Annotated in this window: 14 protein-coding genes and 1 pseudogene; 7 read left to right on the top strand and 8 right to left on the bottom strand. The window is 73.0% G+C overall.

Annotated elements, in window-relative coordinates:
- Positions 1–729: pseudogene (locus ACE3QY_RS22595) on the bottom strand (hypothetical protein); the annotation flags it as partial.
- A gap of 78 nt (positions 730–807) precedes the next feature.
- Between ACE3QY_RS22595 and ACE3QY_RS22590 the strand changes: the two are divergent.
- Positions 808–1416, top strand: coding sequence for a hypothetical protein (locus tag ACE3QY_RS22590; RefSeq protein WP_374458322.1), 609 nt, complete (start codon positions 808–810; stop codon positions 1414–1416).
- On the opposite strand, the gene ACE3QY_RS22585 is transcribed toward ACE3QY_RS22590, so the two are convergent.
- Positions 1400–2044 carry a TetR/AcrR family transcriptional regulator gene (locus ACE3QY_RS22585; protein ID WP_374458321.1) on the bottom strand — a complete coding sequence of 215 codons (645 nt, stop codon included), beginning with the start codon at positions 2042–2044 and terminating at the stop codon, positions 1400–1402. The two genes, ACE3QY_RS22590 and ACE3QY_RS22585, sit on opposite strands and share 17 nt — an antisense overlap.
- An 83-nt stretch (positions 2045–2127) precedes the next feature.
- Between ACE3QY_RS22585 and ACE3QY_RS22580 the strand changes: the two genes are divergently transcribed.
- The gene (locus ACE3QY_RS22580) at positions 2128–3072 is read left to right on the top strand and encodes an NAD(P)-dependent alcohol dehydrogenase (protein ID WP_374458320.1); all 945 of its coding nucleotides are present in this window, start codon (positions 2128–2130) and stop codon (positions 3070–3072) included.
- Here ACE3QY_RS22580 and yidC read toward each other — a convergent pair.
- The 4 genes from yidC to ACE3QY_RS22560 are packed head-to-tail and all read right to left on the bottom strand — an operon-like array spanning position 3062 to position 7035.
- Positions 3062–3859: a membrane protein insertase YidC gene (yidC, locus tag ACE3QY_RS22575; RefSeq protein ID WP_374458319.1), complete on the bottom strand. Its 798-nt coding sequence runs from the start codon at positions 3857–3859 to the stop codon at positions 3062–3064. The genes ACE3QY_RS22580 and yidC overlap by 11 nt on opposite strands.
- 58 nt (positions 3860–3917) lie before the next feature.
- Complete coding sequence (locus ACE3QY_RS22570; RefSeq protein ID WP_374458318.1) at positions 3918–4220, bottom strand: hypothetical protein; 303 nt, start codon at positions 4218–4220, stop codon at positions 3918–3920.
- A 9-nt stretch (positions 4221–4229) separates the two neighbouring features.
- A complete protein-coding gene (locus ACE3QY_RS22565; protein WP_374458317.1) occupies positions 4230–5387 on the bottom strand; it encodes a hypothetical protein in 1158 nt (385 codons plus the stop codon).
- Positions 5380–7035, bottom strand: coding sequence for a phospho-sugar mutase (locus ACE3QY_RS22560; RefSeq protein ID WP_374458316.1), 1656 nt, complete (start codon positions 7033–7035; stop codon positions 5380–5382). The genes ACE3QY_RS22565 and ACE3QY_RS22560 overlap by 8 nt, the downstream gene beginning before the upstream one ends.
- 70 nt (positions 7036–7105) lie before the next feature.
- Between ACE3QY_RS22560 and ACE3QY_RS22555 the strand changes: the two genes are divergently transcribed.
- Positions 7106–7477, top strand: coding sequence for a VOC family protein (locus ACE3QY_RS22555; protein WP_374458315.1), 372 nt, complete (start codon positions 7106–7108; stop codon positions 7475–7477).
- Positions 7478–7482: 5 nt separating this feature from the next.
- On the opposite strand, the gene ACE3QY_RS22550 is transcribed toward ACE3QY_RS22555, so the two are convergent.
- Positions 7483–8082 carry a TetR/AcrR family transcriptional regulator gene (locus ACE3QY_RS22550; RefSeq protein WP_374458314.1) on the bottom strand — a complete coding sequence of 200 codons (600 nt, stop codon included), beginning with the start codon at positions 8080–8082 and terminating at the stop codon, positions 7483–7485.
- Between the two features lie 95 nt (positions 8083–8177).
- Between ACE3QY_RS22550 and ACE3QY_RS22545 the strand changes: the two genes are divergently transcribed.
- Genes ACE3QY_RS22545 through ACE3QY_RS22535 form a run of 3 tightly spaced genes read left to right on the top strand, consistent with a single transcriptional unit; the run spans position 8178 to position 9826 of the window.
- Positions 8178–8747 (top strand): SRPBCC family protein, encoded by a 570-nt coding sequence (locus ACE3QY_RS22545; RefSeq protein ID WP_374458313.1) that lies wholly within the window; start codon positions 8178–8180, stop codon positions 8745–8747.
- Between the two features lie 9 nt (positions 8748–8756).
- Entirely contained in the window at positions 8757–9401 is a 645-nt protein-coding gene (locus ACE3QY_RS22540; RefSeq protein WP_374458312.1) for an MOSC domain-containing protein, read from the top strand.
- Entirely contained in the window at positions 9398–9826 is a 429-nt protein-coding gene (locus tag ACE3QY_RS22535) for an SRPBCC family protein (protein ID WP_374458311.1), read from the top strand. The genes ACE3QY_RS22540 and ACE3QY_RS22535 overlap by 4 nt, the downstream gene beginning before the upstream one ends.
- Before the next feature lie 4 nt (positions 9827–9830).
- On the opposite strand, the gene tpx is transcribed toward ACE3QY_RS22535, so the two are convergent.
- Positions 9831–10328 carry a thiol peroxidase gene (tpx, locus tag ACE3QY_RS22530; protein ID WP_374458310.1) on the bottom strand — a complete coding sequence of 166 codons (498 nt, stop codon included), beginning with the start codon at positions 10326–10328 and terminating at the stop codon, positions 9831–9833.
- A 36-nt stretch (positions 10329–10364) separates the two neighbouring features.
- On the opposite strand from tpx, the gene ACE3QY_RS22525 reads away from it, so the two are divergent.
- Positions 10365–11675 carry a DUF2252 domain-containing protein gene (locus ACE3QY_RS22525; RefSeq protein WP_374458309.1) on the top strand — a complete coding sequence of 437 codons (1311 nt, stop codon included), beginning with the start codon at positions 10365–10367 and terminating at the stop codon, positions 11673–11675.
- Position 11676: the final 1 nt, after the last annotated feature.

Below are 11676 nucleotides of genomic sequence, written 5' to 3'. Positions count from 1 at the left end.
ACCCCCCCTACCTCGCCCAACCCGATGATCACTTTCGTGTCGTGAGTTCAGACTTGTTCTCTTCCTATCCCTCGTCGGGTTCGGTGTCGACGGCGACGGTGACGGTGAACGTGGCGGCGGTGGACGACGTGCCGGTGGCCTCGAACGACAAGATCGGACGAGCGTCGTGGCGGGAAATAGTGTTGGTAACGCTGTGTAGATCTCGGTGGTCGCCGTATCATTAAAAAAAAAGGTGGTCAGTCGCGAGCGGGTGACATCGTGTTGTTCGGGAGGGGAAGGGTTGGCGGCGGGGGGGTGGGCGAGGTTGAGGTCCCGGGCCGCGCGCCCGCTGGGGACCGCGGGGCCCCCCGCGGCGACGTGGACGCCGCTGTCGCCGAGCGTCTGCTTGGCAGTGGCGACCATGTCGGGGTAGACGCAGACCGCGGCCGTCGCCGGGCAGGTCGGGTCGGCCGGGTCGGGGCGCATCGCCTTGGAGGCGAGGGCGCGGACCTTGCCCGGGGTGTCCTGGCCCTCGAGCGTGGTCAGGTCGACCATGCGGATGGCCAGGTCGATGGCCCAGGCCTTCGACGTGGTCTTGATCGACCTGGTGCCGAGGCCGGCGGCGCGGGCTTCGCACCCGACCTGGTCGACTCCGGGGAGGCCGTGGAGGAATCGGCGGAGCGAGGAGTCCGAACGCACGACGTCGTCGAAGACTCCCGAGCTCACCGTTGAGCTTGCAGTGGGCGTCACCGACCCAGCATAGAGTTGGCGGGAAGGCCCGGAACAATCCGTGGAGGGCCAAACTCTGCCCAAATCGACGAGGAGAACATGGCACGCGTGCAGGACGACCGGGACGCGGTGCTCGAGCGGTTCCACCCGACCAGCGGCCAGGTGACCGGCTGGCTGACCCTGGCGCTGGCGGTGGCCGTCGCGGTCGGCGGGGTGCTCTACCGCGACGAGGGCTTCCCGCTCTGGGTCGTCGGTGCGGCCCTGCTCGTCGGCGTGCTGGCGTGGGCCGCGATGCTGCGTCCCGCCCTCTGGGTCACCAGCGACCACCTCGTCATGCGCAACCTCGCCGAGACCGTCCACATCCGGCTCGCCGCCGTCGAGGAGCTCGCTGTCCGGCAGGTCCTCGCCGTGCGCGCCGCCGACCGGCGCTGGGTGTCCACCGTGGTCGGCCGCACCTGGCGCGGGGCGCTGCAGTCGCGCCACGGCTCCGCGGACCAGGCGGAGCCGCGGGAGGGCATGCCCTACGCCGACTTCGTCGAGAACCGGATCTACGAGCTCGTCGACGACGCCCGCACCGCGGCCGGCGTCCGCGCGGGGTCGAAGGAGCAGCTCGCCCTGCCCGACGCCGTACGACGTGAGCGGGCGTGGCTGCCGATCGGCCTCATCGCGGCGGCCGCCGTCGTGCTGGTGGTCAGCTTCCTTCTCTGAACCGGGCCTCGAGGCCGTCGAGGATCAGCGCCAGCCCGTAGTCGAACTCGTCGCCGTAGGCGTAGTCGCGGCCCACGACCTGCTCGGCGACCATCTCGGCGAGGTGGGGGTGCTCGGCCATCACCGCGCGCAGCTCCTCGATGAAGTCCTCGGCGGGCTCCCCGGGCTGGAAGGGCAGGTTCACCTCGGTGAGGACGAAGCCGTAGACGTAGGCGTCGAGCACCGAGAAGGCGTGTGCGGCCAGGGCGACCGAGAAGCCGGCGGCCCGCAGGCAGCCGAGGACCGCGTCGTGGTGGCGCAGGGTCGCCGGGCCGGGGGAGCGGCGGGACTCGACCAGGCCGAGCCCCCACGGGTGGGCGGCGAGCACGGTGCGTGCCGACCGGGCGCGCGCCTCCATCTGCGCGCGCCAGGAGCCGTGGGGCGTCGGTGTCTCGATCCGGGTGAACACCCAGTCGGCCAACCCGTCCAGGAGGGCGTCCTTGCTGGCCACGTGGTGGTAGAGCGACATCGCCTCCACGCCGAGCTCACGCCCCACGCTGCGCATGCTCACGCCGGTCAGGCCGGATGCGTCCGCCACCCGGCTGGCCGCGTCGATCACGCGCTCGGGCGAGAGGGGTGGTCTGGACATGCGGGTCTCCTCGGCTTCCTGTCTTACGGGCGTAAGGCTACTCTGGTCCGGACGTGGCTTACAGGTGTAAGGGAGAGAGTGTCGTGAAGGCAGCAGTCGTGGAGCGGTACGGGCCGCCGGAGGTGGTCGAGGTGCGGGAGGTGCCCGCTCCGTCGCTGGGTCGGAGCGGCCGGGTGCTGGTGCGGGTGCACGCGGCCGCGGTCACCTCCGCCGACAGCCGGATCCGCGGAGCCCGCTTCCCGCGCGGGTTCGGCCCCTTCGCACGCTTGGCGTTCGGCGTACGACGCCCGCGACGGCCGGTCCTCGGCGGGGTGTTCTCGGGTGTCGTGGAGGAGGTCGGGCGCGGCGTCACCGGCATCGCCGTCGGCGACGAGGTCTGCGGCATGACCGGCGCGCGGCTCGGGACGCACGCCGAGCTCGTCGTGGCCCGGGCCGACCGGTTGGCCGCGAAGCCGGCGACCGTGTCCCACGAGGACGCCGCCGGGGTGATCTTCGGCGGCACCACGGCCCTGCACTTCCTCGGCGACCGGGTCCGGCCCGGCCACCGGGTGCTGGTCAACGGTGCGTCCGGTGCGATCGGGACCGCGGCCGTGCAGCTGGCCCGGCTCGCGGGCGGGCGGGTGACCGGCGTGTGCAGCGGCGCCAACGCCGACCTGGTCCGCTCGCTCGGCGCCGAGGAGGTCGTCGACCACACCACCACGCCGCTCACCGCCCTCGCGGGGACGTACGACGTCGTGCTCGACACGGTCGGCAACGTCGACATCGCCGGTGGTCGGGCCCTGCTCGCCCCGGGCGGCGTCCTGCTGCTCGCCGTGGCCGACCTCGGTCAGACCATCCGTGCCCGCGGCGACGTGGTGGCCGGCCCGGCTCCCGAGAAGCCGGAGCACTTCACCCGGCTGCTCGACCTGGTGGCGACCGGCGACCTGCGGGTCGTGGTCAGCCGGACGCTCCCGCTGGACGACGTCGCCGAGGCGCACCGGGTGGTCGACAGCGGGCGGAAGGTGGGCAACGTCGTCGTCACACCGTGACGCGACGGGCGGCGGCCACGGTCCCCGGTGTCGGGAACCACCGCGCCACCACGGCCGACTGGACCAGCGTCCAGACCGAGCTCAGGATCCAGTAGGCCAGCAGCGCCACGGGCACGACCCCGCCGGCCACCAGCAGCCCGACCGCCGAGAGCGCGGGCAGCCACCGGTGTGCCGTCGCCATCGCCTCCGGCATCCCGTCGACGACGGTGTTGGGCTCCACGAAGTACTTCTGCGTGACGTACGACAGCGCCGACGCGGTGAGCGCCAGCCCTGCCACGACCACGAGGTGGGCGGCGCCCGAGCCGAGGTAGCCGTGGGCGGAGAGCGACACGCCGAGCACGGAGGCGTCACCGAGGGAGGACACCAGGTCCGGACCCATGGCGCCGACGGCGGTGCCGGAGCTGACGTCGGCGAGCAGGTGGTAGAGGGCGAGCCACACCGGCATCTGCAGCAGGATCGGCAGGCACCCGAGGCGGCTCACGCCGTGCTCCTCGGAGATCTGGCGACGCTCGGCGAGCATGCTGCGGACGCTGTCGGCGTCGGTGAGGCCCTTGTAGCGCTCCGCGACGTCCTTGAGGTGCGGTCGCGCACGCGACGAGGCGTGCGCCTGGCGCACGCCGTGGACCACGAACGGCAGCATCGCGCCGCGGACCAGGACGACCACCGCCGCGACGCAGAGCAGCCAGGTGGTGGCGGAGTCGGGCGAGGCGCCGAGGTCGGTCAGGCCGTCGTGGGCGGCGGCGACCACCGCGGCGAGGGCGTGGGAGATGGGGTCGAGCACGGACATGGAGGTTCTCCTGGACTGGGGTCGGATAGGCCTGTACGACGTCGCGCGGGGCGACGTCTCAGGCGCGTCCAGGAGCGCGCGGACGGACCGGGTGGACCACGTCGGTGGTCCGGCCCGTCAGCACGAGGGGGATGTCGGCGGAGCGCCGGGGCGGCAGCAGCGAGGCCACGCCGGCATCGGGCACGGCCAGCAGGCAGTGGACCGCGGCGAGCGCGGTGGCGCCCGACAGCGCGGTGAGCAGCACGACGGCCTGCGCGGTCGTCGTGGGCGCGAGGGCGGCGGTGGTCACCACGGTGGCGACCCCGAGCAGCGCGACGACGAGCGCGAGGCGCCCGCGTGCGGTCAGCTCGGCTCCGGTCATGCGTCGAGACTAGCCGAGCTCGTAGGCGCCGAGGTCGGTTCTGCCGACAACCGGGCGACGCGCGACGCGGGCGGGGGCGACGTACTCCCAGCGGGCGCGCCAGCGCCTCGGCACCGGCACCCCGCGGTCCACGGCCGGGGACGAGGGGGTCAGCCGGAAGTCCTCGGCCGCGGCGTCGACGAAGGTCGTCGGCCGCACGCGGCGGTTCGCGCGCGCCTGCGCCGATCCGTTCGTGAGGTCACCCGGCCCGACCAGCAGGTTGTTGAGGAGGCGGGCGCGGCTCCCCTCGGCGAGCGCGACCAAGGTCCCGGACGTGCGCTGGTTGACGAAGGTGTTGTTGACGACCCACAGCGTGCGCGAGGCGTGGGTGAGCCCCTCGGCGCCGTAGGAGACGAGAGCCGGGTTCTCCGAGCGCGGACCCTGCACCACGACGTTGCCGGCGACCAGCGAGAGACCGCCGTTGGGCAGGTCGATGGAGTAGCTCGCGGTGGCGTCGCCGTCGCTGATCCGGTTGGCCACGATCGTGTTGCGGGCGGCGCGCGACTTGAGCTCGTGGCCGGTGTCGGCGTCACTGAGCCAGCTGCCGGTGACGGTGAGCGAGCGGACCGCGCCGACGTAGAGGTTGTGCGAGTAGCCGTCGCCGAAGCCGTTGCGGAAGAACCGCGACCGCCGGACCACGATGTCGCTGTCGGGATCGGCGCCGGTGAGGATGCCGTTCTCGTTGTCGTGGAACCAGCTGCGGGTGACCGTGAGGTCGGTGCCCTCCTGACGGATGCCGGCGCCGTTGCGGTCGGGCACGGACGCGCCGCTGAGCTCGATGCGATCGACCCGGGTGCGGTCGCCGGCGATCACCCAGATCGCCTTGCCCTGGGCGTCCCGGCCGTCGGCGCGCAGGTGCGCGCGCCCGCCGACGCCGCGCAGGGTGAGGTCGTCCTGGGTCCACGTGGCCACGTCGCCGTCGTAGGTCCCCGCGTCGATCAGCACGGTGTCGCCGTCCCGCGCGAGCGCCGCCGCGGCACTGGGCGTGGTGAGCGTGCGCGTCGGGCCGACGTGCCAGGTGCGCGGCGCGCCCGTGTCGTACGCCGTCGCGCCCGCGGGCGCAGCCGTCAGCGGCCCGGCGGCCAGGGCGAGGGCGGTCGCGAGGGCGAGGCGGCGTGCGTCAGCCACCGAAGGCAGTCCCGCGCAGGTCGGCGGTGATCGCGTCGAGCCGGCCGGCGGCGGAGATCCGGGCGGCGTCCACGCCTCCGCCGTCGGAGTCGGCCTCCACGGGGATGACGACCTCGAGGTAGCACTTCACCTTCGGCTCGGTGCCGCTCGGGCGCACGATGACGCGGGCGCCCTCGGCGAGGGAGTAGCGCAGGCCGTCGGTCGGCGGCAGGGTCGCGGTGCCCTCGGAGAGGTCCTCGACCCTCTCGACCGCGAGGCCGCCGAGGGTGGTCGGGGGAGCGCTGCGCAGCCGGTCCATGGTGGCCGGGATGTCGGAGAGGTCCTCGAAGCGCACCGACAGCTGGTCCGTGGCGTGCAGTCCGTGCTCGCGCGCGATGTCGTCGAGGATGTCGGTGAGCGTGCGGCCCGCCGCCTTGGCCTGCGCGGCGAGCTCGCAGACCAGCAGCAGCGCCGAGACGCCGTCCTTGTCCTTCACGTGCTCGGGGTCGCAGCAGTAGCCCAGCGCCTCCTCGTAGCCGAAGGCCAGGCCCTCGACGCGGCCGATCCACTTGAAGCCGGTGAGCGTCTCCTCGTGCGGCTGGCCCGCGGCCGCGGCCATCTTGCCGAGCAGGCTCGAGGACACGATCGAGTTGGCGTAGGTGCCCGTCCGCCCGCGGGCGAGGAGGTGGTGGGCCAGCAGGGCGCCCACCTCGTCGCCGCGCAGCATCCGCCACCCGTGCGCGTCGGGCACCGCGACCGCGCAGCGGTCGGCGTCGGGGTCGTTGGCCACCACGAGGTCGGCGCGCTTCTCGGCCGCCAGCGCCATGGCGAGGTCCATCGCGCCCGGCTCCTCGGGGTTGGGGAAGGACACGGTCGGGAAGTCGGGGTCGGGGTGCTCCTGCTGCTCGACGACGTAGGGCGCGTCGAAGCCGGCGGTCTCCAGCACCTGCGCGACCGTCGTGCCGCCCACGCCGTGCAGGGGCGTGTAGACGAGGGTGAGGTCGCGGGGGCCGTCCTCGGCGAGCTCGGCGACCGTGTCGAGGTAGCGGTCGACGATCTCCTCGCCGACGACCGTGCCGGAGTCGCCACGCGGGAGGTCGGCGAGGGGCCCGACGGCGGCGATCCGGTCCGCGATCTCGCTGTCGGCCGGCGGCACGATCTGGCTGCCGTCGCCGAGGTAGACCTTGTATCCGTTGTCCTGCGGCGGGTTGTGGCTGGCGGTGACCATCACGCCGGCCGCGCACCCGAGCTCGCGGATCGCGAAGGCGAGCAGCGGGGTGGGCAGCGTCCGCGGCATGACGAGGGCCTTGAAGCCGGCGCCGGTCATGATCTCGGCGGTGTCGCGGGCGAAGACGTCGGAGTTGTGGCGGGCGTCGAAGCCGATCACGACGGACCCGCCGCTGTGGCCGGTGTCGCGGAGGTACGCCGCCAGGCCGGCCGCCGCGCGGGTCACCACGACCCGGTTCATCCGGTTGGGCCCGGCCCCGAGGGCGCCGCGGAGCCCCGCCGTGCCGAACTCGAGGGTGCCCGCGAAGCGGTCGGCGAGGTCGGTCTCCTCGCCCCGCTCGGCGGCGGCGAGGACGGCCTCCAGCTCGGCCCGGGTCTGCTCGTCGGGGTCCTCGGCGGCCCAGGCGCGGGCCTGCTCGATCAGGTCGGTCGGTGCGGTCATGTGGGAACCGTAGTCCGTGGCGCCGCCCGGCTCGATGGCCAGTGTCGGCGCCCGGTGCGACGATCGGCGCATGATCGACCACCTGGGCATCAACTGCACCGACCTGCAGCGGGCAGCAGCGTTCTACGACCGGGTCCTCGGGGTCCTCGGCCACCGGCGGCTGATGGACTTCGACGTGGCCATCGGCTACGGCACCGAGGGACCGGACTTCTGGATCAGCACCTTCGAGGGGGTCGGCGACAACCGGGAAGTGCACGTCGCCTTCCGCGCCCCCGACGCCGCGACCGTGCGAGCCTTCCACGCCGAGGCCCTCGCCGCCGGGGCGGAGTCCCTCCACGAGCCGCGCCTCTGGCCGGAGTACCACGAGGGCTACTACGGCGCCTTCGTCCGCGACACCGAGGGCAACAACATCGAGGCGGTCTGCCACACCGGCGACAGCTGAGGCGCTCAGCCTGTCGCGGCCACCACGCGCCGGGCGAGCGCGAGCGCCCGCTCGAGCTCGAGATCGGAGCCGAAGAGCTCCCGGCGCACGTTGCCGGCGACGAGCAGGGCGTCGATGGTGAAGGCGTCCTCCGCGGGCGACTGAGATCCGGCCACGGCCAGGTCGGCCTCGAGCAGGTCGAGCCACTCGCGCTTGAGCCGGCGGACCGCGTCGGCCACGGGTCCGTCGCGGTGCCCGAACTCCGCCGATGTGGCGCTGATGAAGCAGCCCCCCGGGAACACGCGAGCCCGCAGGTGGTCCACCCAGGAGTCGAGGAGCGCCTCGAGTCGGGGGCGGCCGGGCTCGGCGTCCCAGGCGGGCTCGACCACGCGCTCGCGGTAGACCCGACGCGCCTCGGCGACGGCGGCGACCAGGATCGCCTCGCGGGTCCCGAACACCGTGAGGATGCCGCTCTTGCTGAGCCCCGTCGCCGCCGCCAGGGACCCGACGGTGACGGACTCCAGGCCGTGGGTCGTGGCGATGTCGGCCGCAGTCCGGGCCGCGGTGCGGCGGGTGCGCTCGCCGCGCAGGCGGCGGCCGTCGGTCGGGGGATCCTGCGGCGTCATGCGAGTCAGGATATACGACCGACTGGACGCATATCTCCGCGACCGGCTAGCGTGCGTCCCGTAATACGACCGATCGGACGTAAAGAGGAGGCGTGATGGAGGTCAGCGAGGGGAACCGGTCCTTCGACCGGCTGGTGGAGGTGCGACTCGACGTCGCCGCACCGCCGGAGGTGGTCTGGGAGCTGGTCCGCGACCCGCGGCGGATGGCCGAGTGGAGTCCGCAGGTGCGCTCGTCGTCGCTGGTCGAGCCCGACGCTGCGGGGGACGACCGGACCATCGGGGTCGGCACGCGCTTCGTCAACGTGAACGAGGAGGGTGCCGACCTGCAGTGGACGACGCACGGGGAGGTCGTCCGCCTCGACCCGTGTCGGGAGGTGGCGTTCCGCATCGAGGAGAACTGGGCGGTGTGGTCGCTCACGCTCGAGGCGCTCGCGGACGGCGGCACCCGCCTGGTCGAGCGCCGCGAGACGCCCGAGGGCCTGTCGGACCTCGCGCTCGACCTCACCGACGCGTTCATGGGCGGCCAGCGCGTGTTCACCCGCAACCTCCGCGCGGGCATGCGGGAGACGCTGCTGCGCATCCGGGACGCTGCCGAACGTGCGAGCGTGACGACGGCGCGGAATGGGCGCGGAATGGGGAGGACGCCGCGGCGGGTCGGCGGCTAGCGTGACGCCGTGCGCGCCACGGTCCTCTCCGTCAACTCCGGCCGGCTGGAGTCGGTCGAGGGCGTGCGCCACCCCACCGGCATCCGCAAGCGGCCCGTCGGGCAGATCGCGGTGCGCGACCCCGGCCCGAAGCGCGGTGGCCTGGGCAGCGGGGTGGTCGGCGACGCGATCGGCAGCCGCAGGCACCACGGCGGCGAGACCCAGGCGGTCTACGCCGTCGCCCGCGAGGAGCTCGACGCCTGGGGGCAGGAGCTCGGCCGCGACCTGCCCGACGGCATGTTCGGCGAGAACCTCACCACCTCGGGCCTCGACGTCGACGGCGCCGAGGTTGGCGAGCTGTGGCGGGTCGGCCTGACCCTGCTCGAGGTGTGCGGGCCGCGCGTCCCGTGCGCCACCTTCGCCGCCCACATGCAGGAGAAGAGGTGGGTACGCCGCTTCGCGGAGCACGGCCGCACCGGCGCCTACCTCGCGGTGCGCGAGGCGGGCGTGATCGACCGCGGCGACCCGATCGAGGTGGTGCACCGGCCCGGGCACGGGCTCACGGTGCCGATGTTCTTCCGGGCGGCGATGGGCGACCGGGAGCTCACCGAGGTGTTCCTCGGTGCGCGGGTGCTGCCCGAGGCCGAGCACGAGTGGCTCGCGTCCCTGCGATGACGACCTTCCGGTTCGAGCGCGAGTGGGACGTCCCCGCGGCGGCGGACGACGTACGCCGGGTGCTGCTCGACCTCGAGCGCTACCCCGAGTGGTGGCCCCAGGTCCGCGCCGTCGCGAAGATCGACGACGACACCGCGCGCGTGCTGTGCCGGTCCGTGCTGCCCTACACGCTCGACCTCGTGCTGCACGCGGAGGAGCGCGGACCCGCGGTGCTGCGCAGTGCGATCACCGGCGACCTCGAGGGCTGGTCGGCGTTCCGGCTGCACGAGGCGGGCAGGGGCACCCACCTGGTCTACGAGCAGACCGTGGTCGTGGCCCACCGCGTGCTGGCCCGCGCGTCGCGCGTGCTGGGCCCGCTGCTGCGGTGGAACCACGAACGGATGATGCAGGGCTGCGAGACCGGCCTGGCCGGCCGGGTCCGCTGACGGATCAGGAGAGCGCGGCCACCGCCGCGTCGTAGTCGGGCTCCTGGCCGATCGCGTCGGTCAGCTGGGTGTGGAGCACGGTGCGGTCGGTGTCGAGCACGACGACGGCGCGGGCGAGCATGCCCTGCCAGCCGCCGTCGGCCATCGCCACGCCGTAGTCCTGCCCGAAGGTGGAGCGGAAGGCCGAGCCGACCTCGACGGCGTCGATGCCCTCGGCGCCGCAGAAGCGGGCCTGCGCGAGCGGCAGGTCGACCGAGACGTTGACGACGGCGGTGTTGTCGAGACCGGCGGCGAGCTCGTTGAACTTCCGCACGCTCGCCTGGCACACGCCGGTGTCGATGCTCGGGAAGATGTTGAGCACGACGCGCTTGCCGGCGACGTCGGCGTCGGTGAGGGGCTGGAACTTCAGCCCGACCAGGTCGAAGCCGGGGGCCTGCGAGCCGACCGCGGGCAGCTCGCCGACGGTGTTGACGGTGTTGTCACCCAGTTGTGTGGTTGCCATGCGCCCAACCTAGACGCCGCACCTAGAGTGCGAGGCATGCCCTCCAGCAACCGGACCGCTGTGATCGTCGAGGTGCTGCGCGACGCCTTCGCGCCGCTCATGCGCGCCGATCCGGCCGCGTTCCGGGCGAAGTACCGCAAGATGGCGGGCGACCCGCACGCGTTCTACCGCGGCAGCGCGTGCCTGTTCTTCAACGACGTCACGCAGGAGACGAACGAGTGGGCGGCCCACGGGGCGGAGCGGATCTGGATCCACGGCGACCTGCACGTGGAGAACTTCGGCACCTACCTCAACTCCGACGGCCGGCTGGTCTTCGACATCAACGACTTCGACGAGGCGTACGTCGGCCGCTTCACGTGGGACCTCCAGCGGTTCGCCGCGAGCATGGCGCTGGTGGGCTGGCAGAAGGCGTTGCCCGAGGACGCGATCCGCAAGCTGATCGCCCGCTACGCGCGGTCGTACCTCGCCCAGGTGAACCACTACGTCGCCTCGGACAACGACGACGACTTCGAGATCCGGCTCGACAGGGCCGAGGGACCGGTGCTGACGGCGCTCGTCGAGGCCCGGAAGATGCGTCGTGCCGACCTGCTCGACGAGCTGACCTACATGCGGGGCGACAAGCGCCGCTTCCTCGAGGACGGCACCACCCGGCGGCTCCCGCGGCCCGAGCGCACGAAGGTGGTCGCCGCGTTCCGCGCGTACCTCGACACCATCCCGGAGTCCAAGCGCTTCGACCGCGAGCTGTTCTACGAGCTGCGCGACGTCGTCGGGAAGTCGGGCTTCGGCATCGGCAGCGCGGGGCTGCCGGCGTACAACGTGCTGGTCGAGGGCTACAGCCAGGCCCTCGACAACGACGTGGTGCTGAGCATGAAGCAGGCCAACATCCCGGCGCTGAGCCGGTTCGTCGACACGAGCGAGGTCGACGCCTACTTCGAGCACGAGGGGCACCGCACCGTCGTGAGCCAGCGGGCGTTGCAGGTGCACACCGACCCGCTGCTCGGGCACACGAGCATCGACGGCGTCGGCTACGTCGTCTCGGAGATCTCGCCCTACGAGGTCGACCTCGACTGGACCGAGATCAACGAGCCCGAGGACATGCGCTCGGTGGTCGACCTGCTCGGCCGCGCGACGGCGAAGATCCACTGCGCCTCCGACGAGGACAGCCAGCAGGACCTCGTCGACTTCCAGGTGGAGTCGGCGATCGCGACCTCGCTGGAGGGGCGGCGCAACGAGTTCGTCGACTGGCTGTGCGACTGGGGCATCGAGTACGCCGTCCACGTCCGCGACGATCACGCGCTCTTCGTCGACGCCTTCCGCGAGGGCCAGGTGGGCATCGCCGCCACCTGAC

The sequence above is a fragment of the Nocardioides sp. genome, from assembly GCF_041913365.1.
In the GTDB taxonomy this organism is placed as follows: Bacteria; Actinomycetota; Actinomycetes; order Propionibacteriales; family Nocardioidaceae; genus Nocardioides.
This window is presented reverse-complemented; position numbering and strand designations above follow the sequence as displayed.